Source organism: Massilia sp. CT11-137, assembly GCF_047302885.1.
GTDB classification, from domain to species: domain Bacteria; phylum Pseudomonadota; class Gammaproteobacteria; order Burkholderiales; family Burkholderiaceae_D; genus Telluria; species Telluria orientalis.
On the sequence record NZ_JBKYMP010000002.1, the window covers coordinates 3,277,470 to 3,302,041 of the forward strand.

Consider the following 24,572-nt stretch of genomic DNA (forward strand, 5'->3'; position numbering starts at 1 on the left):
GCCTGCGTTACAGTGTCACGACCACCCGCAGCGCTTCGGTGCGAACGGCCGGCAGCCTGACGTCGAGCACGCGCCGTTTCGCATCCCAGCGGTACGCGATCGCCTTGCCGCCGACCTGCACGGCACGGGGTTTCGCGGCCACGTTGTGCACCTTCAGGTCGAACGTGCGCGCGGTCGGCGTCGCGGCGGCGCCGGGTTCCGGCGCGACCGTCAGGGCCAGGCGGCCGTCGGCGAAGGTGCTGGAGAACCGCACCAGCTCGTACTTGCCCGTTTCGAACGCGTGCGCGGTGTGGCCGTCGTCGTCGTACAGGTGGCCTTGCGCCTGCGTCACGCCGGCATCGTGCCAGTAATGCAGGTCGAGCTTTGCCGTCGAATAATCGCGCGTGCTCTGCACGGGTTGCGCGAGCGGGACGAACGCGCCGGCGCGGACGTAAGTCGGGATGCGGTCCGGACGCGGCGTCACCGTCTCCAGGATGCCGCCGTGGTGCGGCTCGTCCGTGTAGAAGTCGAACCACACGCTGCCCTTGCGCGGGAAGAAGACTTCCTTGCGCGTGGCGCCCGGTTCCGTGACGGGGGCGACGAGGAAGTCCGGGCCCCACAGGTACGTGGACGAGATGCCCGTCGTCGACATGAATTCGTTGTCCGGGTCCTCGAACAGCACGGGGCGCATCATGGGCATGCCGGTGCGGCTGTCGTCGAAGGCGGCCGTGTAGTTATACGGCAGCATCGCGTAACGAAGGCGGATGGCGTCGCGCGCGCGCGCCTTCACGGCCGGCGTGCGGAAGATCGCCTCGGCCGGCACTTCTTCCTGCGCGTGCGGGCGGAAGATCGGCTGGAACACGCCGTACTGGAGCCAGCGCACGTACAGCTCGTCGTCCAGCACGGGTCCGGCAAAGCCGCCCAGGTCGGAGTGCATATAGGCCTGGCCCTGCATGCCCATCTGCAGCGCGATCTCCATCTGCGACTGCAGGCCGCCCCAGCCCCGCTGCACGTCGCCGGACCAAGGGATCATGCCGAAGCGCTGCGAACCCGAGTAGCCCGAGCGCATCAGGATGAACGGCCGCTCCTGCGGAAAGTCGCGCGCATAGCCGTCGGCGATCAGCTTCGCCCATTCGTGGCCGTAGATGTTGTGGACCTGGTCCGCGGTGCCGGTGGCGTGGCGCGCGGCCGACGGATGCGTCTCGGGCTCGCCCAGATCGCCCCACCAGCCGGCGGCGCCGCCCGCCTTGAGGTCTTTATAGATGTTCCAGAACCAGTCGCGCGCCTGCGGCTTGAACACGTCGACCAGGCCCGTGTTCCCGAAGAAGAAATCGAAGACGAACGGCTTGCCCTGCGCATCCGTCGCGAGGACGCCCTGCTGCGCGGCGTCCTGCCAGCGCTTCGACGTCGTCAGCACGAACGGCTCCGTGATGAGGACCGTCTTGACGCCCTTCCTGTTGAAGTCCGCCATCATCGCCTCGGCATGGGGGAAGCTGTCGCGGTCCCACGCGAGGTTGCCCATCGTGCCCTTGACCGTCTTGCCGAACCAGTACAGGTCGAACACGATGGCGTCCAGCGGGATGCCGTCCGCGATGAATTTATCGACGACGGCGCGCGCTTCGGCCTCGTTGTGGTACCCGAAGCGGCTCGCGAAATTGCCGAACGCCCAGCGCGGCGGTAGCGGCTGGCGGCCGGTCAGGCGCGTCGTCTCGTCCATCAGCTGCGCCCAGTCGTCGCCCGCGATCACCTGGTAGGTCTTGCGGCCGCCCATCACTTCGTAGCGCAGGGTACCGTCCTTGCGGCTGTCGAAATCGAGCCAGCCGGCCTGCGGGTTGTCGAAGTGGATCGCGTACTTGTGCGACGACACGGCCATCGGAATGCCATAGCCCATCTGGTCGGCGCGGTTGCCGAAGCCGTACGACGCGCGGTTGTACAGGCGGAAGCGGTTGCCGCGCCGGTTCATGCCGACGGCGCGCGAGCCGGCGCCGTACAGCGCCTCGTCGCCCGCGAGCGCGAACTCGATGGTTTCCAGTTCTCCCGCGTGGCCATAGCCCCCCTTCTCGGCGACGAGCGGTTTTCCCTTGTACGCATAGCTGATGCGCAGCGGCGATTTTTCCACCGTGACCGTGATGCCGTCCGTGACGAGCTGGATGCGCCCGTCCGCCTCCCGGACCGTGGCCCGCGCCTGGCCGGGCTTCAGCACGACGGCGTGCGACGCCGGGTCGAACGTCTCGCCGCGCGGCACGAAGCTCGTCTCGACGATGTTGGCGTCGTAGGGCCGGATCAGGTAGCGGCCGTCGCTGGTGGCGATGTCCAGCGTCCCGTTGTCGTTGCGGTAGCCGAGGAACGCGCGCTCCGTATTCTGCGCATGGGACGGCAGGCTGGCGAGCAGGCAAAGGGCGAGGACGGCGTGGGGGATCGGCTTCATGGTCTCCGGGCGGTATCGTTGTTGGAATACCGGAGTTTAACCGAATTCCGTAGAAAAGCTACAGAGATGGGCTGCATACATAGAATTTCTGAAGATTTGCGCGTAGTTTGACTACTTCGGCGCGTCGTGCGGCGGTCGCGGCATTCTCGGGTCAGAATAGCGGCAACGACAACCCATGAGAGACCCCATGCGCATCGCCACCTTCAACGTCAACGGCATCAACAGCCGCCTCCCCGCCCTGCTCCAGTGGCTCGAGGAGACGCAGCCCGACGTGGCCTGCCTGCAGGAGCTGAAGGCGCCGCAGGAAAAATTTCCCGAGATGGAGATCCGCGCGGCCGGCTATTGTCCGATCTGGCACGGCCAGAAAAGCTGGAACGGCGTCGCGATCCTCGCGCGCGGCACCGAGCCGCAGGAACTCCAGCGCGGCCTGCCGGGCGATCCCGACGACGAGCAGAGCCGCTACATCGAGGCCGCCGTGAACGGCATCCTCGTCGCCTGCCTGTACCTGCCGAACGGGAACCCGGCGCCGGGCCCGAAGTTCGAGTACAAGCTGCGCTGGTTCGAGCGCCTGCGGCTGCGCGCGCAGGAACTCATCGCCACGGGCACGCCGGTCGTCATCGCGGGCGACTACAACGTGATGCCGACGGAACTGGACGTCTACAAGCCGGAACGCTGGCTCGACGACGCGCTGTTCCGCCCGGAGACGCGCGCGGCCTACCAGCGCCTGCTCGACCAGGGCTGGACGGATGCCCTTCGGGCGACGCACCCCGGCGAAGTCATCTACACGTTCTGGGATTATTTCCGTGACGCGTACGGCCGCAACGCGGGTCTGCGCATCGACCACCTGCTGCTGAGCCCCGCCCTCGCGCCGAAGCTGAAGGCGGCCGGCGTCGACCGCGACGTGCGCGGGCGCGAGAAGCCGAGCGACCATGCGCCGACGTGGGTCGAGCTCGATTGGCCAAAACTTCCTGGTGCATAATCCACGCTACCTGCCTGAAGACCGTCATCCCCGCGCAGGCGGGGATCCAAGCTCTGCGTCCGTAGCTGGAGAAATTGGGTTCCCGCCTGCGCGGGAACGACAGTGTCTCAGTTGCCCACAGTCCGCCGCACCGGCGCCCGTCCCAGCACCATCCCGAGGCGTAACGCGCTGTCGGTGACGATCTCGATGTCCGGCGTGTACCCGTCCTCGATCCAGCGCAGCGCGATGTGGATCACGCCGCCGACGATGCCCGCTTCCAGCAGCGGATCGGCCGGCACGCCGGGCGGCACGACGTAGCGCCCGACCTGTTCGCCGATGGCGCGCAGCGCGGCATCGAACGCCTTGTCGACGGCCCGGCTGACGCCGCGGATCTCGACGAGGAACACGCGCGCCGAACGGGGCTCGCGCTGCAGCGCCGCGAAATACGTATGCAACATCGCACGGGCCCGCGCGACCCGGCTGCGGCCGGCCTGCTGGGCCGCTTCGGTGAGCTCGCCCAGCACGCCGTACGTGACGGCGTTGAACGAGGCGATCAACAACTCTTCGCTGTTCGCGAAGGATTCGTAAAAATAGCGTTCGGTCAGCCCGGCGGCCTCGCAGACGGCCTTGACGGTCGACTGGCGGTAGCCGCGCTCGCCATACACGGCGACGGCCGCCGCGATCAGTTGCGCGCGCCGCTGCGCTCGCCGTTCGTCTTGCGGGACGCCGCGATAAGGCCGGGCAGGTTGGGAAGTTTCTGGAGGCATCCTTCTATTTTCGCACAGAACATTGCTTATCGATATGTGACAATATACAGTGTCAGTCGCATTCCAAAACCAACGAGACACGCCATGCCCGAACCCGCCGCGGCGCCATTTTTCGACGTCATCATCGTCGGCGCCGGCCTGTCCGGCATCGGCGCCGCCCGGCACCTCCAGCGGGGCTGCCCCGGCAAGACCTGGGCCACCCTGGAAGCACGCGCCGCGCTCGGCGGCACGCGGTCGTCGTCGGCAGCGGGGCCGCGGCCGTGACGCTCGTGCCGGCGATGGCGCAGGACGCCGCCCTCCTCAAGAAAGCGATCAAACGATGACTCTCGTCCTGGTACTCCTCGCCGTCCTCGCGTTGCCGGTGTTCGTGGCCTTCCTGTTCACGCTGTGGACCGCGCGCAAGGTGGAAGCCGTGCTGCCGCCGCAGGGCCGCTTCGTCGACGTGCCCGGCGCGCGCCTGCACGTCCAGGAATTCGACGGCGGCGACCCGAACCTGCCCCCGCTGCTGCTCCTGCACGGCCTTGCTGGCCAGCTCGCGCACTACACGTACGGCGTGACGGACCGGCTGGCCGGGCGCTACCGCATGGTCGCCGTCGACCGCGCCGGATCCGGCTTTTCCACGCGCGCGCCCGGCACGGCGGCCGACCTGGACACGCAGGCCGCCATGCTCGCCGCGCTGATCGAACAATTGAGACTGGAGCGTCCGCTCGTCGTGGGTCACTCACTGGGCGGTGCGCTCGCCCTCGCGCTCGCGCTGCGCCATCCGGACCGCGTGGGCGGCCTCGCGCTGGTGGCGCCGCTGACGCACATGCAGGAGCACGTGCCGCCCGTGTTCGAAGGGCTGACGATCCTGTCGCCGACGTGGCGCAATCTCGTCGCATGGACCCTCGCGATTCCCGCGTCGATCAAGAACAGCCGCGTGGCCCTGGACCAGGTGTTCGGCCCGGAAGCCGTGCCGGCGGATTTCGCGACGCGCGGCGGCGGCCTGCTTGGCTTGCGTCCCAGCGCGTTCCTGGCGGCGTCCGACGACTTGCGCGCGCTCCCCGACTGCCTGCCCGCGCAGGAGACGCGCTACGGCGAACTGCAGCTCCCCGTCAGCATCCTGTACGGCAAGGACGACCGCATCCTCGACTGGCGGGCGCACGGCCAGGCGCTCGCCGACAAGGTGCGTGGAGCGCGGCTGGAACTGGTCGAGGGCGGCCACATGCTGCCCATCACGAATCCGGACGCGACGGCCGCGTTCATCGACGCGGCCGCGGCTCAGGCGACGCTGTCCGCCAGCGCCGCCGTCAACGCGGCCAGGTCGTAAGGCTTGCGCAGCACGACGGCGTCCGGCCAGTTGTTGACCTCTCCCTGCCCGGTCGCGAACACGATGCGGATGCCGGGCGCCAGGGTGCGGGCCTGGGCGGCGAGCAGGTCGCCGGACATGCCCGGCAACAAGACGTCCGTGATCAGCACGTCCGACCCGGACGAAATGAGCGCGAGCGCCTGCTCCGCATCGACGGCTTCCAGCACCTCGTGGCCCAGGTGGCGCAGCAGCGCCGCGGTCGAGTCGCGGATCTCGTCCTCGTCTTCCACCAGAACGATGCGCAGGCGGCCCGGGTCGGGCTTGCGCCCGGCCGAAGGCAGAGTCGGCAGCACATTCGACGGCGCGCCGTCCACGTGGACGCGGTTTCTCTGGTTCGCGAGCACCTGGCGGATGCGGCGCGCCAGGCTTTCGCGCGTGTACGGCTTGCCCAGCAGCTCCACGCCCGGATCGAGGCGGCCGCCGTGCACGATCGAGTTTTCCGTGTACCCGGACGTGAACAGCACGGCGAGGTTCGGCAGCCGTTCGCGGGCCATGCGGGCGAGGTCCGGGCTGCGCAGGGTGCCGGGCATGACGACGTCCGTGAACAGCACGTCGATCGGCACGCCGGATTCCACCACCGCGAGCGCGCTGGCCGCGTCCGCCGCCTTCAGCACGCGGTAGCCGAGCTGGGTCAGCATCTCGACGACGGTCGTGCGCACGGCTTCGTCGTCTTCCGCCACGAGGATCGTCTCGGTACCGCCGACGGCCGGCTGGTGCGGATCCATCGGGCCCAGGGGCTCCTCGGCCGCCGTCGTGCGCGGCAGGTACAGCTTCACCGTCGTGCCCTGCCCCGGCTCGCTGTAGATCTTGACGTGGCCGCCGGACTGCTTGACGAAGCCATACACCATCGACAGCCCGAGGCCGGAACCTTTACCCTCCGCCTTCGTCGAGAAGAACGGCTCGAACGCCTGGCGCAGCACGTCCGGTGTCATGCCGCTGCCCGTGTCCGTCACGGCCAGCATCACGTACTGGCCCGGTGCCACGTCGCCGTGCGTGCGGCAATATAAATCGTCGAGGATGGCGTTGTGCGCCTCGATCGTCAACTTGCCCGCACCGGACATGGCGTCGCGCGCGTTGATGGCAAGGTTGAGGATCGCGTTCTCCACCTGCGCCACGTCGACCGCCGTATTCCACAATCCACCCGAGAGCGCGAGCTCCACTTCGATCTGTTCGCCGAGTGCGCGGCGCAGCATGTCTTCCATGCCCGTCACGACGCGGCCGATCTTGACCACCTTCGGTTCCAGCGGCTGGCGGCGGCCGAACGCGAGCAGGTAGCTCGCCAGCTTCGCGCCCTTTTCCACGGCCTGACGCGCATTCCCGATCCACCGCTTCGTGTTGGCAACCCCGTCCGCGCCCCCCGTGTGCATTTCCAGCAGCTGCAGGTTGCCCGAAATGATCTGCAGGAGGTTGTTGAAATCGTGCGCCACGCCGCCCGTCAGCTTGCCGATCGTCTCCATCTTCTGCGACTGCTGCAGTGCCAGTTCCGTGCGGCGGATCTGCTCCGCCTGTTCGCGGTCGGCCGTGATGTCGCGGCCGATCGCGTGGATGAAATCGGCGTCCGGCGCCGCGGTCCACGACAGCACGCAATAGCTGCCGTCCTTGCGCCGGTAGCGGTTCTCGAATTTATAGACGTAATGGCCCTCGCCCAGCGACGCCATCTGCGCCATCGTCGCGGCCTGGTCGTCCGGGTGCACGAGATGCAGGAAGTTCTTGCCGACGATGTCGTGCTCGGCCCAGCCGAGCAGCGACCCGAACGACGGACTGACGGCTTCGACGTTGCCGTCGAACGACGCGACGAGCATGACGTCGCGCGACAGGCGCCACATGCGGTCGCGTTCCGCCGTGCGCCGCGCGACCGTCGATTCCAGGTCCGCGTTCAACGCCGCGAGGCGGTGCGCGATCACCGTCTGGTCTTCGATGTCGATGCTGGTGCCGATCCAGCGGGCCACGTTGCCGTCCGCGTCACGCAGCGCGACGGCGCGCGACAGATGCCAGCGGTACGTGCCGTCCGCGCGGCGCAGGCGGAATTCGGCGTCGAACGGCGCGCCCGACGCCACGGCGATCGCCCAGCGCTTCTGCACGGCCGGCAGGTCGTCGGGGTGCACGATGGCAGTCCACGCGATGCCCGCGTGGGCGGCGTGATCGAGACCGCCGTACGCGTACGCGTGCGTGTTGAACCAATCGAGCCTGCCGTCCTCCGTGGCCGTCCATACCTGGTTCGGCATCGCCTCGGCGAACGTGCGGAATTTTTCCTCGCTCTCGCGCAGCGCCCGTTCCGCCTCGACGCGCACCGTGACGTCGCCGCCCTGCACGAAGATGCCGAACACGGTGCCGTCCTCGCGTTTGACGGGCTGGTAGACGAAATCGACGTAGTGCAGGCGGCGGTTGCCGCCGCTGTCGGCCAGCCACAACGGGCTCGCGGTCGCGGTATAAGTCGTGCCGGTGAGGTAGACCTGGTCGAGGATCGCGATCACGCCCTGCGGCACCGTCTCCGGCAGTGCGTCGCGCAGCGGCTTGCCGAGCAGGTCGCGCTGGCCGGCCAGCGCGCGATAGGCTGCGTTCGCGGACTGGATCACGTGGTCGGCGCCCGCAAGCTGGGCCATGAAGCCGGGCGCCTGCTCGAACATCGTCCGCAGGCGGTCGTGTTCCCCGCTCAGCCAGCGCTCGGCGCGCACCTTCGCCGTCGTCTCGACGACGATGGCGATCACGCCGACGACGGCGCCGGCCGCATCGACGATCGGCGAGTAATCGAGATTCATCCACACCGGCTCGGGCTTGCCGCTGCGGTGCAGGGTCAGTTCCTGGTCGCGGTACGACAGCGTGCCGCCGGCCAGGCCGACTTTCATCACGTTGTCGTTGAAGTCGGCCACTTCGGGCCAGCCTTCGCCCACCCTGGAGCCAAGCAGGCGCGGATGGCGGCCGCCCGCGAAGCCGGAATACGCGTCGTTGTAGATCATGACGCCGTCCTCGCCCCATAACGTGACGATGGGCACGGGCGAACGCAGGATCAGTTCGACGGTGGTACGGACGACGTCCGGCCAGCGGCAGATGGGGCCGAGGCTCGTGCCGGCCCAGTCGTAGTCGTCGATGATTCCGCCTAGCAGGCCGCCGCCCGCGCCGAAGGTCCTGACCGGAGCCGCCTGAGTCGACATCGTGTGAATCTGCCCGCTGGAATATTGTGAAGTCCGCGATTTTAATCGCGTTTGCAATCGTGCGGTCACACGATTCGCGAGCTTGTCCGGATCGGCCCCTGTCCGCTGCACCGCATGCTAAGGTGCGGGCGAGATGCGGCGGGCGCGCGCGCGGCGATCCCGTGCCGGCATGCTGCAGGGCAGCACGAAAATTCCCGGCGAAAGCACCCGTGCGCCGTCTTTCCGGAATTAATATGTTGCTGCCGCACACACACCTTACCAAGGGGGACAGCGTTTATGAGCCAGAGTACACCTCTGTCGCTGCACGTCCCGGAGCCTACCGGCCGCCCGGGTTGCAAGACCGATTTTTCTTACCTCGACATCCACCAGGCCGGCGACACGCCCCGGCCGCCCGTCGACGTCCGCTACCAGGACACGGCGCTGCTTGCCGCCGGCATGATCCGCGTGCTGGACGACGACGGCAATGCCGTCGGCCCGTGGGATCCGGGCCTCGACCGCGACAGCTTGCGCTTCGGCCTGAGAACGATGATGAAGACCCGCATCTTCGACGCGCGCATGGTGATCGCGCAGCGCCAGAAGAAGTTGTCGTTCTACATGACCTCGCTCGGCGAGGAGGCCATCGGCAGCGCCCATGCGCTCGCCCTGAAGGATGGCGACATGTGCTTCCCCACCTACCGCCAGCAAAGCCTGCTGATGGCGCGCGAGTATCCGCTCGTGGACATGGTGTGCCAGCTGCTGTCGAACGAAGCGGACCCGCTGAAGGGCCGCCAGCTTCCCGTGATGTATTCCGTGAAGAACAAAGGCTTCTTCACGATCTCCGGCAACCTCGCGACGCAGATCCCGCAGGCGGTCGGCTGGGCCATGGCGTCCGCGATCAAGGGCGACACGAAGATCGCCTCCGGGTGGATCGGCGACGGCGCCACGGCGGAAAGCGATTTCCACACGGGCCTCACGTTCGCGCACGTGTACCAGGCGCCCGTGATCCTGAACGTCGTCAACAACCAGTGGGCGATCTCTTCCTTCCAGGCCATCGCGGGCGGCGAGAGCGTCAGCTTCGCCGCGCGCGGCGTCGGCGCGGGCATCGCGTCGCTCCGGGTGGACGGCAACGATTTCCTGGCCGTGTATGCCGCGTCGTGCTGGGCCGCCGAGCGGGCGCGCCGCAACCTCGGTCCGACCTTGATCGAATGGGTGACGTACCGCGCCGGGCCGCACTCGACGTCGGACGACCCGTCGCGCTACCGGCCTGCCGACGAATGGACCTATTTCCCGCTGGGCGATCCGATCGGCCGCCTGCGCCGCCACCTGATCGGCAAAGGCTGGTGGTCGGACGCGGAACACGAGGCCCTGCAGGCCGAACTGGAAGCCGAGGTGCTGGCCGCGCAGAAGGAAGCGGAACGCCACGGCACGCTGATCGACGGCCGCGTGCCGAGCGCCGCGTCGATGTTCGAGGACGTCTACAAGGACATGCCCGAACACCTGCGCCGCCAACGCCAGCAACTGGGGGTGTGACATGAAGCGTGACATCGACAACGACATCAAGACCACCCCGATGACGATGATCCAGGCCCTCCGCTCGGCCATGGACGTCATGCTCGGGCGCGACGACAACGTCGTCATCTACGGCCAGGACGTGGGCTATTTCGGCGGCGTGTTCCGCGTGACCGACGGCCTGCAGGCGAAATACGGCAAGCAGCGCTGCTTCGACGCGCCGATCTCGGAAGGCGGCATCGTCGGCACGGCGGTGGGCATGGCGGCGTACGGGTTGCGGCCCGTCGTCGAGATCCAGTTCGCCGACTATTTTTATCCGGCGACCGACCAGATCGTGTCGGAAGCGGCGCGCCTGCGCTACCGCTCGGCAGGCGATTTCACCGCGCCGCTGACGATCCGCATGCCCTGCGGCGGCGGCATCTACGGCGGCCAGACGCACAGCCAGAGCCCGGAAGCGTTCTTCACGCACGTGTGCGGGCTGCGCACGGTGATGCCATCCAATCCGTACGACGCGAAAGGCCTGCTGATCGCCGCGATCGAGAACGACGACCCCGTCATCTTCCTGGAACCGAAGCGGCTGTACAACGGCCCGTTCGACGGCCACCACGACCGCCCCGTCGTCTCGTGGGCAAAGCACCCGAAGGGCGAAGTCCCGGAAAGCTATTACACGGTCGCGCTGGACAAGGCCGCCGTGTTCCGCGAAGGCCAGGACCTCACCGTGCTCACGTACGGCACGATGGTGTGGGTGTCCGAGGCGGCCGCGAACGAGACGGGCATCGACGCCGAGATCATCGACCTGCGCACCCTGTGGCCGCTGGACCTCGAGACGGTCGTCGCATCCGTCAGGAAGACGGGCCGCTGCGTCGTCGTCCACGAAGCGACCCGCACGAGCGGCTTCGGCGCGGAACTCGCGGCCCTCGTGCAAGAACACTGCTTCTACCACCTCGAGGCGCCCATCGAGCGCGTGACGGGCTGGGACACGCCCTACCCGCATGCGCAGGAATGGGCGTATTTCCCGGGGCCGGACCGCGTGGGCGCGGCATTCAAACGAGCGATGGAGGCGTGATGGGACAGCATGTGATCAAGATGCCGGACCTGGGCGAAGGCATCGCGGAAGTGGAAGTCGTCGCGTGGCGCGTGCAGCCGGGCGATGCGATCGTCGAAGACCAGATCCTGGCCGACGTCATGACGGACAAGGCGACCGTGGAGATTCCGTCGCCGGTGCACGGGACGGTGCTCTCACTCGGCGGCACGGTCGGGGAATCGCTGGCGGTCGGCGCCGAGCTGATCCGGCTGGAAGTGGACGGTGCGGGGAATGCGAAGGCCGCGCCAGCGCCGGCCGACGAACCTGCGGAGGTGCCGCACGGCTTCGTGCCGGAGCCGCCGCGGGTGGCCGAAGCCGCGGCGAGCGTCGCGCAGGCGGCGCCCATCGTCGCGGCGCCGCCGCGTCCCGCGCGCACGCCTGCGCCTGCGCCTGCATTGCGCGCGGCGGGTGAAAAACCGCTGGCCGCGCCGGCCGTGCGCAAGCGCGCGTGGGACCTGGGCATCGAGCTGCAATACGTGGCCGGCAGCGGTCCCGCGGGCCGCATCACGCACGCGGACCTCGACGCGCATGTGGCGGGGCGCGGCCGCGCTGCGGGCGCGGACGGGCGTTATGCGCAGCTGGAAGGGGAAGAAGCCGTCCCCGTGATCGGCCTGCGCCGCAAGATCGCGGAAAAGATGCAACTGGCGAAGCGCCAGATCCCGCATTTCACGTACGTCGAGGAAGTCGACGTGACGGACCTGGAAGCGCTGCGCGGCCAGCTGAACGCGCGCTATGGCGAGGAGCGGGGCAAGATCACCCTGCTGCCGCTGCTGATGCGCGCCGTCGTCCTCGCGATTCGTCGCTTCCCCGACGTGAACGCCCGCTACGACGACCAGGCCAACGTGGTGACGCGCTACGCGCCCGTCCACATGGGCATCGCGACGCAAACGGATGCCGGCCTGATGGTGCCCGTCGTGCGCCATGCGGAAGCGCGCGATCCGTGGTCCAGCGCGGCGGAGATCGCCCGGCTGGCGGATGCGGCGCGCCATGGCAAGGCGGCGCGCGACGAGTTGTCCGGCTCGACGATCACGATCACGAGCCTGGGCGCGCTGGGCGGCATCGTCAGCACGCCCGTCATCAACCACCCGGAAGTGGCGATCGTGGGCGTGAACCGCATCGTCGACCGGCCCGTCATCAGGAATGGCGGCATGGTGGCGCGCAAGCTGATGAATTTGTCGTCGTCGTTCGACCACCGCGTCATCGACGGCATGGTGGCGGCGGAATTCATCCAGGCGGTGCGCTCGTATCTGGAGTCGCCGGCCACCCTGTTCGTGGAGTGAGCGCATGACGGTCAATACCGAGAACACCACCCTCCTCGTCATCGGCGGCGGCCCGGGCGGCTACGTCGCCGCGATCCGTGCCGGGCAGCTGGGCATCCCGACCGTGCTCGTCGAAGGTGCGGACCTGGGCGGCACATGCCTGAACATCGGCTGCATCCCGTCCAAGGCGCTGATCCATGCGGCAGACGCCTTCCACCAGGCCACCAGCTACACGGGCGAGTCGCTGCTCGGCATCCGCGCGGGCGCGCCGACCATCGACGTCAGGCAAACGGTCGCGTGGAAGGACGGCATCGTCAAGCGCCTGACGGGCGGTGTCGGCGCGCTGCTGAAGAAGAATGGCGTGAAAGTCGTGCAAGGCTGGGCGCGCATCCTCGACGGCAAGACGGTCGCGGTGGGCGACCTGCGGATCCGTTGCGAACACCTGCTGCTCGCGACCGGCTCGGTGCCCGTGGAACTGCCGTTCATGCCGTTCGGCGGCAACGTCCTGTCGTCGACGGAAGCGCTGGCCCCCGAGACGCTGCCGGAGCACCTGGTCGTCGTCGGCGCCGGGTACATCGGCCTGGAACTGGGCATCGCCTACCGCAAGCTGGGTGCGCGGGTGACGGTCGTGGAAGCGGCCGGCCGCGTGCTGCCCGCCTATGACGACGAACTCGTGAAACCCGTCGCGGCAAGCCTGAAGCGGCTGGGCATCGGCCTGCACCTGGAATCGAGCGTGCTGGGCCTCGCGGAAGACGGCCGTGGCGTCCGCATGAAGGATGGCGGCGGGGAGGAAGCTGAGCTGGAAGCGGACCGCGTGCTCGTTGCCGTCGGCCGGCGGCCGCGCACGGAGGGCTACGGCCTGGAGAGCCTGCTGCTCGACATGAACGGGCGCCACGTCCGCACCGACAACCAGTGCCGCACGTCGATGCGCAACGTGTGGGCCATCGGCGACCTCACGGGCGAGCCGATGTTGGCGCACCGCGCGATGGCCCAGGGCGAGATGGTGGCCGAGATCATCGCCGGCAAGCGCCGCCATTTCACGCCGGGCGCGATTCCCGCCGTCTGCTTCACGGACCCGGAAGTGGTCGTCGTGGGCATGACGCCGCAGGAAGCGGCTGCGCTGGGCGTGGATTGCATCGGCGCGAGCTTCCCGTTCGCCGCCAACGGCCGGGCGATGACGCTGGAGTCCACGGACGGCTTCGTACGCGTGGTCGCCCGCAAGGACAATCACGTGATCGTCGGCTGGCAGGCGGTCGGCGGCGCGGTGTCGGAACTGTCTGCGGCGTTCGTGCAATCGATCGAGATGGGTGCGCAGCTGGAGGATGTCGCGGGCACGATCCACGCTCATCCGACGCTGGGCGAGGCGGTGCAGGAAGCGGCCCTCAGGGCGCTGGGCCACGCGCTGCACATCTGACAAAAACGCACGGGCGAACGGCGTCGCCCCCGGCGCCTTTCGCCCGTACCGCGCACCAGGCCGCTGGCGCGCCCCCGATCCCGGACCCGCCGGGCCTTACTCCGATGCCTTGTCGTCGTCCGACTGGCGGCTGCCCGCGTTGCCGGTGCTCAAGCTGCCGATGCCGCCGAGGCCGGTCTGCAATTCACCCGCCTCCTCGCCGACGAAGCCTTCGCTGTCGCGGTCCGCATCATTGCTCAGCAAATCGTCCGCCCTGCCTTTTTGCAGGTTGCCGCCGCTATCCGACTGTGCATTCGTACCGGCGCCGGTGCCGCCCGCGCCCAACGTGCCGGCGGAACTCGTGCCGTCCTTCGTCACCTGATCGTAGTTGCGCCCTTTGGCGTTGTTGCCTTCGCTCTGCATGGACATAGGATTCTCCATTCGTTCGCGTTGATGACCATCATAATCCTCCCGTATCCGCCCACTATAGGCACCCACCCGGCTGGCTTGTAGGACATGTCGGGCGAGAATGACGCAAGGCATGTCTTGTATGCTATAAAACGATGTTGCAATTGATGAATGACGAATGAACGAACCGAACATCCTGGTGATCTACGCCCACCCGGCGCCGCACCGCTCGCCCGTCCACCGCCGCCTCGCCGAGACGGCACAGGCGCTGCCCGGCGTCGAGCTGTGCGACCTGTACCAACGCTATCCCGATTTCGACATCGACGGCGAGCAGGAGCGCGAGCGGCTGCGTGCCGCCCACCTGCTCGTGTTCCTGCACCCGTTCCGCTGGTATGGCATGCCGTCCATCGTCAAGGAATGGATGGACGTCGTGCTGCAGCCCGGCTGGGCCTATAACGATTACGCCCACACGGGCGAGTGCGCGCTGCGCGGGAAAAGCTTCTGGCTCGTGACGACGACGGGCAGCGGTCCGGACGCCTACCGGCCCGGCGGCCTGCACGGCCGGCCGTTCGCCGACTTCCTCGCGCCGTACGAAGCGACGGCCGCCCTGTGCGGCATGGACTGGATCGCGCCGCTCGTCATGCACGGCGCCGCACAGGCGACGCCGGAAGCGATCGACGCGTTCGCTGCCGAGTTCCGCCATCGTCTTGAAGGCTATGCGGGCCTCGCCGCTGCGGCTCTACAGGAGCGTGCAGATGGAACATAATCTTCTTCAGAACGCGGTCGTCTACCTCGGCGCCGCCGTGCTGGTCGTCCCGCTCGCGAAGCGCCTCGGCATGGGCGCCGTGCTGGGCTATCTCGTCGCCGGGATCCTCATCGGCCCGTTCGGCCTGCGCTTCGTCGCCGATGGCGAGGACGCGCTGCATTTCGCCGAATTCGGCGTCGTGCTCCTGCTGTTCCTGATCGGCCTGGAGCTGGAACCAAGCCGCCTGTGGGCGCTGCGCCGGCCGATCTTCGGCTGGGGCGGCGCGCAGGTGTTCGGGGTCGCGGCCGGCCTGTTCGGCGCCGCGCTATTGGCCGGCATCGACTGGAAGATCGCGCTGATCGCGGGCCTGGGCCTGTCGCTGTCGTCGACCGCGATCGCCCTCGCCTCGCTGGAAGAACGCAACCTGATGCCGACACCGGCCGGCCAGGCCGGCTTCGCGATCCTGCTGTTCCAGGACATCGCCGCGATCCCGATGATCGCCATCGTGCCTTTACTGGGCGTGCCGGAATCCGCCGGTGGCGGCGGGAATGCGTGGATCGCGGCGCTGAAGGTCGCGGGCGTGCTCGCGGGCCTCGTCGTCGCGGGCCGTTTCCTGCTCCGGCCCGTGCTGCGCATCATCGCCAAGACGGATGCGCGCGAGATCTTCACCGCGTTCGCGCTGCTGCTCGTGATCGCGATCTCGCTGCTGATGCAGTGGGTGGGCATGTCGATGGCCCTCGGCGCGTTCATGGCCGGCGTGCTGCTGGCCGACTCGGAATATCGCCACGCGCTCGAGACCGACCTGGAACCGTTCAAGGGCCTGCTGCTCGGCCTGTTCTTCATCGCGGTCGGCATGTCCGTCGATTTCGCCGTGTTCCTCGCGCAGCCTGGCCTCGTGCTGGGCCTCGTCGCCGGCTTCCTGGTCATCAAGATCGCCGTGTTGTACGGCCTGTCGCGCGGCTTGAAGATCGCGCGCGGCCAGCACCTGCAGTTTTCCCTGCTGCTCGCGCAGGGCGGCGAATTCGCGTTCGTCGTGTTCGGCGCGGCCGCGACGGCAAAGGTGTTCTCGCCGGATGTGGCGAACATCCTCGTCGTCGTCGTCGCGCTGTCGATGGTCGTGACGCCGCTCGCGCTGATGGCCTACGACCGCCTGTCGGCCGGCCGCGAAGGCCGCGGCGGCAAGCGCAAGGCCGACCGCATCGAGCCGAACGAGGACCACGTGATCGTCGCGGGCTTCGGCCGCTTCGGCCAGATCGTGGGCCGCTTCCTGCACGCGAACAACGTGCGCCTGACGGTGCTGGACCACGACCCGGACCAGATCGAGGTGCTGCGCCACTTCGGCTTCAAGGTGTTCTATGGCGACGCGACCCGGCCCGACCTGCTGCGCGCCGCGGGTGCGCCGAAGGCCAGAGCCGTCGTCGTCGCCATCGACGACATCGAGGACAGCCTGAAGCTCGTCGACGCCGTGCGGCGCGAGTATCCCGACCTGCCCGTGTTCGCGCGCGCCCGCAACGTCACGCACTACTACCAGCTGATGGACCGGGGCGTGGAACTGATCGAGCGCGAGACCTTTGAAGCGGCGCTGCGGCTGGGCCGCTCCGTGATGACGGCGGGCCTGGGCCAGAGCGCGTACGCCACGCGGCAGGCCGCGCTGAAATTCAGGCGCTACAACAAGCAGACGCTCGATGCGGTATACCCGTATTACAAGGACCGCGAGACGTTCGTGTCGATGGCCAAGCAGGCGCGCGAGGAACTCGAAGCCATGATTTCGCGCGACCGCAAGGCGTTCGATGAAGAAACAGGAAGCGATTGGGACTGAATCGCTCGCACTTCAAGTATCGCAGGGTGAGCTCTCCGGGCCCACGCGAACGTATGTGCGTGTTGGCGTCACGCGTGGGCACAGGGTGCCCGCCCTACGGCGCTGTTTGTTCCGTCCACGTCGGGCCGGGCGTGGCTGGCATGCCGTCCCGCCATTCCAATCGGTCGATGCACATGCGCCGGGCCGTCTGCGCGAGGTCCCACGCGTGGTACACGATCCATGTGGACGTGCCGTCCGGTCCGGTGGTGAACGAATTGTGCCCCGGCCCCAGCAGGTCCCCGCCTTTCGGCGTCCGCATGAGCAGCGCTTCGTGCCCGCCTGCCGGCCGCGTGTACGGCCCGAGCGGATCGTCCGCCACGACCCAGCTGACGCCATAATTGTCGCGCTCCCACGCGCCGCCGCTGTAGAAACAATAGTAGCGGCCGTCGTGCCGCAGCACGGCCGCGCCCTCCACCGTGTGCCAGTCGTACACGGCCCCGTACATCGTGCGGCCCTTGCGGAACACGTGCCAGTCCTCGTGCGGACGGACCACGACGCGCGGTTCGCCCGCCAGCGTCGTCATGTCGACGAGCCGGTCGACGACGATGCCCGTGCCGACGCGGTACCCGCCTTCCAGTTCCAGGAAATCGGCGCAGTAGAACAGATACCACTGCCCGTCCTCCGCACGGAACGGATGCGCGTCGATGGCGAACGATCGATCGGGCACGAGCAGCTTGCCGCTGTCGACGAACGGGCCGGCCGGGTGGTCGGCGACGGCCACGCGCAGCTTCTGGTCCGTGCCTTCCGGCTTTGATCCCGCCGAATAGTACATGTAGAAGCGGCCGCCCTGGCTCGCGACTTCCGGCGCCCAGTAGTGCACCTCGCCGATCGGCAGCAGCGCGTGGCCCAGCGGTTCCCATTCGACGAGGTCCGTCGAGCGCAGGACGGGCACCTGGCGCCCGTCCGCGCCGCCCGGCGCCGTGCCGTACGCGTAATACACGCCGTCGTGGCGCAGCACGAACGGGTCCGCGAACACGTCCGGGTAGACCGGGTTGCGATACGTCTTCGCCATGGGCATGCTCACAGCGAGAAGCGCAGCCCGAGGCCGTACGTGGTCGGGTTGTAGCGGATGTCGCGCGGACGGATCTCGGAGCCGAGATAGCTTTCGTACTTCTCGTGCGTGAGGTTGATCGCGTCGAATTGCAGCGACAGGTTCTTGTTCAGCGCATACGACACGCTCAGGTCCACGTACGTGCTGGCCTTGACGATGCGGTCCTGGAAGAAGCGCGGCTCGGCGATCTGCTCGACGTAGTTGCCGCGGTGCGTCGCGGTCAGGCGTCCCGTGATGCCGTTCCCTTCATACAGCAGCGCGAAGTTGTAGTTCTTCTTCGCGACATTCGTCAGCGCCGTCGTGCGGTATTCCGTGCTCGTCGGCGAGACGGGCGTCTGGTTGTCGCCGTCGATCCAGGTGTAGTTGAACTGCGCGCCGAAATTGCTCCACGGGCCGGGCAGGAAGTCGAAGAACTTCTGGATGCCGAATTCCGCGCCGCGCAATGTGCCCTTGCCGGAATTTTGCGGACGCGTCACGCGATAGTTCTGGCCGTTGATGACTTCGCTCGACTCCATGTTCTGCAGGTAGCCGTCGATGTCGCGGTGGAATAGCGCGATCTGCCCGTAGCCGTTCTTCGGGAAGTAGTATTCGAGCGTGGCGTCCGTGTTCACGGAGCGCGTCGGCCGCAAATTCGGGTTGCCGGACGAGCCGGTGCCGGGCGCGTTGACGGTCGGCGGGATCAGCGACAGCGCCGGGTTCAACGACGCGAAGTCCGGCCGCGTGATCGTCTTGCCGACCGCGAGGTGCGACTGCAGGTTCTCGCGCCAGCCGACGACGGCCGCAACGCTGGGCAGGAAGTTGTTTTCCGTCGAGTTCACGGCGATCGGCGTCACCACGTCGCCGATGCGGCTGTTGCCGTTCAGGTTGCGCGCCACGTGGACGTAGCGCCCGCCCACCGTGCCGGACAGGTCGACGTCGCCCGCCTTCGTCTTCCAGCGCGCCGCGACGTACACGGTATTCGTGCCTTCGCGCTGCTCGAAGGTGCGGGTCGGATCGTCCGGCACGCGGCCCGCAGAAGCGCCGTAGAACGCGCGTACGGTGTCGGCCTGGTCGATCAGGAAGTCGCGCGACGGCGTCAGCCACGGGCCGCCCAGCCGGTCGAGGCCCGGCACCAGCGCTTCGAAACCGGGGCCGAACGCGTCGACGGGATTCGCGCGCACCGGCCCCGCGATGTCGCTGTGGCCTTCCGCGCCGTGGAAGCTGGCGAGGCGGTTCGACAGGCGCAAGCCGGCGTCGATGCCCGAGAAGAAGCCGTCGCCGAGCCGGTACGACACGTCGCCGCGCCACTGCACCTGCTCGCCCTTCGAGATGCCCCAGTTCTGCACCATCCCGCGCAGCACGAACGCGCGCGGGTCGCGCAGGGCGTTCGGGCTCGTGGGCGTGCTCACGCTGTTGTAGCCGCCGTGGCCGTCCGCGCCGTACGTGTAGACGCCGACGCTGGCGCCGGGGATCTGCTGGTCGACGATCACCGTGTCGTTCACGAACGTCGACTTGGTCCAGCCGAAGTTGGAGCTCGCCTTCCACGGGCCCTCGCGGTAGTTCAGGCCGAGGTTCAGGAAGTGCGACGTCGTGTGTTCCTTCACGCCCCACGTCGACGTGGCCGTGTACGGATCCCAGTCGTACGGCCCGCCATACTGCGCGGCCTGCGCGTACGCGGACTGGATCGGGCACACGACGCCTTCCGGCGTGTTGCAGTAGGCGCCCTGCGGCGCCAGCTGCACGTTGGTCAGGCGCGGCGTCCACGTCGTGATGGCGAGGATGTAATCCACTTCGCTGCGCGCGCGGTAGCCCGTGCCGAGGTATTGCACGTTCGCTTCCAGCGTCGGGTTGACCTTCCACTGCAGGGCGCCGTGGATGCTGCCGCGGTCGCGGTCGCCCGCGTTGTAGATGCCGCCCACGTTGGGCAGCTCGCCCAGGCGCGCGCCCGGCGTCGAGGGCGCGAGCGGACCGTCGCCCAGCCGCGTGCCGACGCCATCCGCATCGATCGAATGCACGCGGTCGGGACGGTCGACCCACTGCACGGGATAGCCCCAGTGCTCGCGGTTGAACGCCACGTCGACCAGCGCGCCGATCTCGCCGTAGCTCGTGTTCCAGCGGTTGCTGGCCGAGAAGCCGGCGCCCGGATTGTTCTTCGTCGACGTCGCGTCGGACCCGCTCACCTTCTGGCGGCGGTCTTCCACATAGCCCGTCACGTTCCGGCCCTTCAGGTCGAACGGCTGGCGCAGCCGGACGTCGATGCCGCCCGCGATGCCGCCTTCGAGCTGGTTCGGCGTCGCCGTCTTGTACACGTCCAGGCCGCCGATCGATTGCACGGGCAGGTCCTGGTACTGCAGCCGGCGGCCGTTCCCCGTGAAGTATTCCATGCCGTTCAGCGTGGTCACGACGTCCGGCAGGCCGCGGATGATCACCTGGCTGGTTTCTCCCCGGTCGCGGCCGACCTGCACGCCGGCGATCCGCTGCAGGGCGTCGCCCGCGGCGCGGTCGGGGAACTTGCCGATGTCTTCCGCGTTGATCGAGTCGACGACCTGCACGGAATCGCGCTTGATCGCCTCGGCGCTGCGGATACTGCCGCGCAGGCCAGTCACGGTGACCTGCTGGATCTGCTGGACTTGCGTGGGTGACGTGTCGGTGGTTTGCGCGTTGGCGGCCTGGGCGAGCAGCGCAAGGATGGCCGCGCACACGGGCCGGAGCTGGAACGTGGTCATGCGATTCTCCTCATAATTAGTAATAATTTTTATCAGGAAGCTAACGCAAAAGTCGGCAGGCCGACGCACGCTTGAACCCGCTTTTTGGGCGGTTTTACAGCCTTGGCGGGGCCACGGAATCGCGTGCCACCAGAGGGCATTCCATCTTGATGATGGCCTTCGAGGCATGGTCCGCGCGGCATTGCGCGATGAGGGAATCGGCCGCCCAGCGGCCCATTTCGTAGTTTGGTAACAACACTGTGGTCAGCGGCGGGTGAGTGTAACGGGCGATATCCTGGTCGTCGTACCCGACGACGGACAAGTCGCGCGGCACCGCCAGCTTGCGTTCGCGGGCTGCGTCCAGCGCGCCGATGGCCATCAGGTCGTTGGCGCAGAACAAGGCGGTCGGCCGCTGCGGCAAGTCCAGCAGCGACAGCGCGTGCTCGTACCCCGCCGCGACCTGCCAGTCGCCCGCGCGCACGAGGACCGGATCGAACGGAATGTCGGCCGTCGACAGCGCCTGCCGGTACCCCTTCAGGCGCTCGGCCGCCGCCTCGATCCAGTGCTCGCCGTTGATGAAGCCAATGCGGCTGTGTCCGTTCTCGATCAGGTGCATGGTCGCCGTATAGCCGCCCAGCAGTTCGCTCGGCACGACCGATGCGCGCCCTCGGTCGCGCGTATGGCAGTTCAGCAGGACGGTCGGCGTCGCCTCCAGCGCGGCCGGCACCGTCACGGCGCGGGTGAAAATGGTGGAGTAAATGACGCCCAGCAGAGCCGGATGGTCCAGCATGCGCGCGAACACGGCCGCTTCCAGTTCGGGATCGCCGCGCGTCGCGAACACGGCGACGAGGCAATCCTGCTCCCAGGCGGCCTCCTTGGCGCCGTCGATGGTCTGCATCGCGTGCGGGCTCGTCGCCAGCTCGTCGGTGAGATAGACGATCAGGTTGCGGGTCTGGGCCGCGGCCGGATGCGCGTGCCGCTCGACGGGGTAGCCGAGCTCGCGCGCAATCCGGAGCACGGTCTCGCGCGTGACCTTCGACACTTTCGCCCCGCTCATGTGGTTGATGACCAGCGACACCGTCGATTGCGACACGCCAGCCAGCTTGGCGATGTCGGTCATCGTGGGTCGGCGGGGCCTGGTCATGTCAAAGGTGTTCGCATGGGATCATCGGTTGCACAACATTATCACTAATTATTACAGCGTTGTAGTTGATTTAAATTTAAGCACATTTGTGCCAATGCACATAATTGCTTATAATTCAGGTTAAACGCAGCCGCGCTCATCGAGCGCTCCGCCTCGACCGGCGCTACCCATTGCCGGCGCCAGCCATGACAGTCCCGGGTTGCCCGGACCGCTCAGCAAGCACTAACTCTTCCCGTCGCCCGTCCCCGGCAGCCTGCCGGCGACATCTGCCTGGCATGCCGGGTAGCATTCCGACATCTGCGCGGCCGCACAACGCTCAAGAAAGGTGAACAATATGACAAGCCCATTGCCGGGCCAACGCCGATGGATCCAGGTCAATCCGCCCGTGTTTTTCGTGTCGGCGGCGCTGGTCCTCGCCTTTTCCGCCATGTCGGCACTGTTTCCGAAACGCGTCGGCAGCCTGTTCGATACACTCCAGGCGGGTATCGTGCGCGATTTCGGCTGGTTCTACATCCTGTCCGTCGCGTTCTTCCTGATCTTCGTGATCTTCCTGATGATGAGCCGCTATGGCGACGTCAGGCTGGGACCGGACGACAGCGAGCCGGAATACAGTTACCTGTCCTGGCTCGCCATGCTGTTCAGCGCCGGCATGGGGATCGGCCTGCTGTTCTTCGGCGTCGCCGAGCCCATCCAGCACTATGCGCTGCCGCCGGTGGGCGCCGGCCGCACGATCGAGTCGGCGCGCCAGGCGATGGTGCTGACCTTTTTCCATTGGGGCTTTCACGCCTGGGCGATCTACGTCGTGGTCGGGCTGGCGCTCGCGTACTTCGCGTTCCGGCGCGGCCTGCCGCTCACGCTCAGGTCGAGCCTCTTCCCCCTGATCGGCAACCGCATCCACGGCCCTGCCGGCCATGCCATCGACATCTTCGCCGTGCTGGGCACGATGTTCGGCGTGGCGACGTCGCTGGGGTTCGGCGTGCTGCAGGTGAACGCGGGGTTCGCGCACCTGTTCGGGCTCCCGGTCACGCCGCAGGTGCAGATCGTGCTGATCGCGGTCATCACGGGCATGGCGGCGCTGTCCGCGGGCTCGGGACTGGACAAGGGCGTGAAACGGCTGTCGGAACTCAACGTCATCCTCGCGATCGCGCTGCTGCTGTTCGTCCTCGCCACGGGCTCGACCGTATTCCTGCTCGAGGCCTATGTCCAGAACGTCGGCACCTACCTGGGCGAAGTCGTGCAGCGTACCTTCCGCATGTATGCCTACGAGCCCAATGTCTGGCTCGGCAAGTGGACGCTGTTCTACTGGGGCTGGTGGATCTCCTGGTCGCCGTTCGTCGGCATGTTCATCGCGCGGATCTCGCGCGGGCGCACGATCCGCGAGTTCGTCGGCGGGGTGCTGCTGGTCCCCGTACTCTTCACGTTCCTGTGGATGACCGTCTTCGGGAACACCGCGATCCGGCTCGACCTGGGCGGCGCGGCGCCGATCGTGCAGACCGTCGCCGACAATCTCCCGGTGGCCCTGTTCGAAGTTCTGGAGCAACTGCCGCTGTCGATGATCGCGTCCGGCCTCGCCACCGTGCTTGTGATTACCTTTTTCGTCACGTCCGCCGATTCGGGCGCGCTGGTCGTCGACATGATCACCTCCGGCGGCGCCCCGAATCCGCCGGTCTGGCAACGTATCTTCTGGGCCGCGTGCGCGGGCCTGATGGCCGCCGTGCTGCTGCTGGCGGGCGGGTTGCAGGCACTCCAGACGGCTGCCCTCGTCAGCGCATTGCCGTTCGCCGTGGTGATGCTGCTCATGTGCTACGGCCTGCTGCGCGCCCTGCAGTCGGAATCGGAAGGGTCGGCGATCGACCTGTCGATTGCCGCCGAGACGCCGTCGGACGTCGGCCTCAGCTGGCAGCAGCGCCTGGCCAGCATCACCCGCTTCTACGACCTGCCCGAGATCGCGGCCTTTCTCGGCGGGCCCGGACGCGCGGCCCTCGGCGCGGTGGCGGCGGAGATGCGGGACAGCGGCCTGGCGCCGGAACTGACCGAGACCGACCGCCGGATCGACCTGAACGTGCCCCACGGCGACCGCGGCACGTTCCGCTACACGATCCGCGTGCGCGGCTTCCGCGCGCCGAATTTCGCGTGGGCCGAGTCCGGGGAGAGGAACAGCGACACGCGTCACTACCGCGCCATGGCCTACAGTTCCGAGGGCGACCAGCAGCACGACGTCACAGGCTATACGCGCGAACAGTTGATCAACGACCTCCTGAATCGCTATGCCCGGTTCCGCCATGCGCGGAGGATGCCCTGATCAGTTGCGGGCCGCACCCCTGCTCCGACAATTCGTCCAGGGGATTGCGCAGCCGGCACGCCTCGATCGAGAGGCAGCCGCAGCCGATGCAATCGTCGAGCTGGTCGCGCAGCCGGGTGAGCTGTTCGATGCGGTCATCGAGCTCGCGCCGCCACAGGCTGGACAGGCGCGTCCAGTCGGCCTTGGTCGGCGTGCGCTCTTCCGGCAGCGACGCCAGCGCCGCGCTGATCGACGCGAGCGGAATGCCGATGCGCTGCGCGACCTTGATGACGGCCACGCGCCGCAGCACGTCGCGCCCGTAGCGCCGCTGGCCCCCGCTGCTGCGCACGCTGCGGATCAACCCCTTCGATTCATAGAAATGAAGGGCCGACACCGCGACGCCCGCGCGCCGCGCGACCTCCCCCACCGTCAAGGACCGCCCGATGTCGGCCGGGTCTATCTTTGCCATCAAAATCCTCTTGACCTCAAGTGAAGTTGAGGTTTTACACTGCTTTGCATCGACACGCAACCACGAGGACAAACGC

17 protein-coding genes and 1 pseudogene are annotated in these 24,572 nt (G+C 67.8%); 10 read left to right on the forward strand and 8 right to left on the reverse strand.

The features are described 5' to 3' along the window. Nucleotides 1-7 precede the first annotated feature (7 nt). Nucleotides 8-2,407, reverse strand: a complete 2,400-nt coding sequence (locus ACEN98_RS31445) for a TIM-barrel domain-containing protein (RefSeq protein WP_413388759.1) — start codon at nucleotides 2,405-2,407, stop codon at nucleotides 8-10. Between the two features lie 187 nt (nucleotides 2,408-2,594). On the opposite strand from ACEN98_RS31445, the gene xth reads away from it, so the two are divergent. Continuing rightward, complete coding sequence (xth, locus tag ACEN98_RS31450) at nucleotides 2,595-3,386, forward strand: exodeoxyribonuclease III (RefSeq protein WP_413389120.1); 792 nt, start codon at nucleotides 2,595-2,597, stop codon at nucleotides 3,384-3,386. Nucleotides 3,387-3,493: 107 nt separating this feature from the next. Here the strand turns inward: xth and ACEN98_RS31455 are convergent, their stop codons facing one another. Then, nucleotides 3,494-4,132 (reverse strand): TetR/AcrR family transcriptional regulator, encoded by a 639-nt coding sequence (locus ACEN98_RS31455; RefSeq protein WP_413388760.1) that lies wholly within the window; start codon nucleotides 4,130-4,132, stop codon nucleotides 3,494-3,496. Nucleotides 4,133-4,216: 84 nt separating this feature from the next. Between ACEN98_RS31455 and ACEN98_RS31460 the strand changes: the two are divergent. Both ACEN98_RS31460 and ACEN98_RS31465 read left to right on the forward strand, forming a co-directional pair. Next, nucleotides 4,217-4,363: pseudogene (locus ACEN98_RS31460) on the forward strand (NAD(P)-binding protein); the annotation flags it as partial. An 88-nt stretch (nucleotides 4,364-4,451) separates the two neighbouring features. Further along, on the forward strand, nucleotides 4,452-5,441 hold the full coding sequence (locus ACEN98_RS31465) for an alpha/beta fold hydrolase (protein ID WP_413388761.1): 990 nt from the start codon (nucleotides 4,452-4,454) through the stop codon (nucleotides 5,439-5,441). Here ACEN98_RS31465 and ACEN98_RS31470 read toward each other — a convergent pair. Further along, the gene (locus ACEN98_RS31470; RefSeq protein WP_413388762.1) at nucleotides 5,393-8,632 is read right to left on the reverse strand and encodes a PAS domain-containing protein; all 3,240 of its coding nucleotides are present in this window, start codon (nucleotides 8,630-8,632) and stop codon (nucleotides 5,393-5,395) included. The two genes, ACEN98_RS31465 and ACEN98_RS31470, sit on opposite strands and share 49 nt — an antisense overlap. A 276-nt stretch (nucleotides 8,633-8,908) precedes the next feature. Here ACEN98_RS31470 and ACEN98_RS31475 point away from each other — a divergent pair, with 276 nt between their 5' ends. Genes ACEN98_RS31475 through lpdA form a run of 4 tightly spaced genes read left to right on the forward strand, consistent with a single transcriptional unit; the run spans nucleotide 8,909 to nucleotide 13,877 of the window. Then, the gene (locus tag ACEN98_RS31475; RefSeq protein ID WP_413388763.1) at nucleotides 8,909-10,141 is read left to right on the forward strand and encodes a 3-methyl-2-oxobutanoate dehydrogenase (2-methylpropanoyl-transferring) subunit alpha; all 1,233 of its coding nucleotides are present in this window, start codon (nucleotides 8,909-8,911) and stop codon (nucleotides 10,139-10,141) included. A 1-nt stretch (nucleotide 10,142) separates the two neighbouring features. Then, on the forward strand, nucleotides 10,143-11,186 hold the full coding sequence (locus tag ACEN98_RS31480) for an alpha-ketoacid dehydrogenase subunit beta (protein ID WP_413388764.1): 1,044 nt from the start codon (nucleotides 10,143-10,145) through the stop codon (nucleotides 11,184-11,186). Continuing rightward, on the forward strand, nucleotides 11,186-12,484 hold the full coding sequence (locus ACEN98_RS31485; protein WP_413388765.1) for a dihydrolipoamide acetyltransferase family protein: 1,299 nt from the start codon (nucleotides 11,186-11,188) through the stop codon (nucleotides 12,482-12,484). The genes ACEN98_RS31480 and ACEN98_RS31485 overlap by 1 nt, the downstream gene beginning before the upstream one ends. Before the next feature lie 4 nt (nucleotides 12,485-12,488). After that, a complete protein-coding gene (gene lpdA / locus ACEN98_RS31490) occupies nucleotides 12,489-13,877 on the forward strand; it encodes a dihydrolipoyl dehydrogenase (RefSeq protein WP_413388766.1) in 1,389 nt (462 codons plus the stop codon). 96 nt (nucleotides 13,878-13,973) lie between these two features. On the opposite strand, the gene ACEN98_RS31495 is transcribed toward lpdA, so the two are convergent. After that, nucleotides 13,974-14,285, reverse strand: coding sequence for a hypothetical protein (locus ACEN98_RS31495; protein ID WP_413388767.1), 312 nt, complete (start codon nucleotides 14,283-14,285; stop codon nucleotides 13,974-13,976). Nucleotides 14,286-14,442: 157 nt separating this feature from the next. Here ACEN98_RS31495 and ACEN98_RS31500 point away from each other — a divergent pair, with 157 nt between their 5' ends. Together ACEN98_RS31500 and kefC are read left to right on the forward strand one after the other, a co-directional pair. After that, complete coding sequence (locus ACEN98_RS31500) at nucleotides 14,443-15,030, forward strand: NAD(P)H-dependent oxidoreductase (protein ID WP_413388768.1); 588 nt, start codon at nucleotides 14,443-14,445, stop codon at nucleotides 15,028-15,030. After that, nucleotides 15,020-16,828 (forward strand): glutathione-regulated potassium-efflux system protein KefC, encoded by a 1,809-nt coding sequence (kefC, locus tag ACEN98_RS31505; RefSeq protein WP_413388769.1) that lies wholly within the window; start codon nucleotides 15,020-15,022, stop codon nucleotides 16,826-16,828. Before ACEN98_RS31500 ends, kefC begins: the two co-directional genes overlap by 11 nt. A gap of 94 nt (nucleotides 16,829-16,922) precedes the next feature. Here the strand turns inward: kefC and ACEN98_RS31510 are convergent, their stop codons facing one another. The 3 genes from ACEN98_RS31510 to ACEN98_RS31520 all read right to left on the reverse strand — a co-directional run bounded on the left by ACEN98_RS31510 (nucleotide 16,923) and on the right by ACEN98_RS31520 (nucleotide 21,722). Then, nucleotides 16,923-17,879, reverse strand: a complete 957-nt coding sequence (locus ACEN98_RS31510; RefSeq protein ID WP_413388770.1) for a glycoside hydrolase family 43 protein — start codon at nucleotides 17,877-17,879, stop codon at nucleotides 16,923-16,925. An 8-nt stretch (nucleotides 17,880-17,887) separates the two neighbouring features. After that, nucleotides 17,888-20,623, reverse strand: coding sequence for a TonB-dependent receptor (locus tag ACEN98_RS31515; protein WP_413388771.1), 2,736 nt, complete (start codon nucleotides 20,621-20,623; stop codon nucleotides 17,888-17,890). Nucleotides 20,624-20,717: 94 nt separating this feature from the next. Next, nucleotides 20,718-21,722, reverse strand: a complete 1,005-nt coding sequence (locus tag ACEN98_RS31520) for a LacI family DNA-binding transcriptional regulator (protein WP_413388772.1) — start codon at nucleotides 21,720-21,722, stop codon at nucleotides 20,718-20,720. A 358-nt stretch (nucleotides 21,723-22,080) separates the two neighbouring features. On the opposite strand from ACEN98_RS31520, the gene ACEN98_RS31525 reads away from it, so the two are divergent. Further along, on the forward strand, nucleotides 22,081-24,048 hold the full coding sequence (locus tag ACEN98_RS31525) for a BCCT family transporter (protein WP_413388773.1): 1,968 nt from the start codon (nucleotides 22,081-22,083) through the stop codon (nucleotides 24,046-24,048). On the opposite strand, the gene soxR is transcribed toward ACEN98_RS31525, so the two are convergent. Next, nucleotides 23,993-24,496, reverse strand: coding sequence for a redox-sensitive transcriptional activator SoxR (gene soxR / locus ACEN98_RS31530; protein ID WP_413388774.1), 504 nt, complete (start codon nucleotides 24,494-24,496; stop codon nucleotides 23,993-23,995). The genes ACEN98_RS31525 and soxR overlap by 56 nt on opposite strands. Nucleotides 24,497-24,572: the final 76 nt, after the last annotated feature.

Bases quoted from the DNA above. Each gene is read 5' to 3' on its own strand.
- ACEN98_RS31515 (WP_413388771.1), bottom strand. From the start codon at position 20,623: ATGACCACGTTCCAGCTCCGGCCCGTGTGCGCGGCCATCCTTGCGCTG.
- ACEN98_RS31455 (WP_413388760.1), bottom strand. From the start codon at position 4,132: ATGCCTCCAGAAACTTCCCAACCTGCCCGGCCTTATCGCGGCGTCCCG.
- ACEN98_RS31525 (WP_413388773.1), top strand. From the start codon at position 22,081: ATGACAAGCCCATTGCCGGGCCAACGCCGATGGATCCAGGTCAATCCG.
- ACEN98_RS31485 (WP_413388765.1), top strand. From the start codon at position 11,186: ATGGGACAGCATGTGATCAAGATGCCGGACCTGGGCGAAGGCATCGCG.
- ACEN98_RS31475 (WP_413388763.1), top strand. From the start codon at position 8,909: ATGAGCCAGAGTACACCTCTGTCGCTGCACGTCCCGGAGCCTACCGGC.
- ACEN98_RS31520 (WP_413388772.1), bottom strand. From the start codon at position 21,722: ATGACCGACATCGCCAAGCTGGCTGGCGTGTCGCAATCGACGGTGTCG.
- ACEN98_RS31480 (WP_413388764.1), top strand. From the start codon at position 10,143: ATGAAGCGTGACATCGACAACGACATCAAGACCACCCCGATGACGATG.
- ACEN98_RS31500 (WP_413388768.1), top strand. From the start codon at position 14,443: ATGAACGAACCGAACATCCTGGTGATCTACGCCCACCCGGCGCCGCAC.
- kefC (WP_413388769.1), top strand. From the start codon at position 15,020: ATGGAACATAATCTTCTTCAGAACGCGGTCGTCTACCTCGGCGCCGCC.
- ACEN98_RS31445 (WP_413388759.1), bottom strand. From the start codon at position 2,407: ATGAAGCCGATCCCCCACGCCGTCCTCGCCCTTTGCCTGCTCGCCAGC.
- ACEN98_RS31465 (WP_413388761.1), top strand. From the start codon at position 4,452: ATGACTCTCGTCCTGGTACTCCTCGCCGTCCTCGCGTTGCCGGTGTTC.
- ACEN98_RS31510 (WP_413388770.1), bottom strand. From the start codon at position 17,879: ATGGCGAAGACGTATCGCAACCCGGTCTACCCGGACGTGTTCGCGGAC.
- xth (WP_413389120.1), top strand. From the start codon at position 2,595: ATGCGCATCGCCACCTTCAACGTCAACGGCATCAACAGCCGCCTCCCC.
- ACEN98_RS31495 (WP_413388767.1), bottom strand. From the start codon at position 14,285: ATGTCCATGCAGAGCGAAGGCAACAACGCCAAAGGGCGCAACTACGAT.
- soxR (WP_413388774.1), bottom strand. From the start codon at position 24,496: ATGGCAAAGATAGACCCGGCCGACATCGGGCGGTCCTTGACGGTGGGG.
- ACEN98_RS31470 (WP_413388762.1), bottom strand. From the start codon at position 8,632: ATGTCGACTCAGGCGGCTCCGGTCAGGACCTTCGGCGCGGGCGGCGGC.
- lpdA (WP_413388766.1), top strand. From the start codon at position 12,489: ATGACGGTCAATACCGAGAACACCACCCTCCTCGTCATCGGCGGCGGC.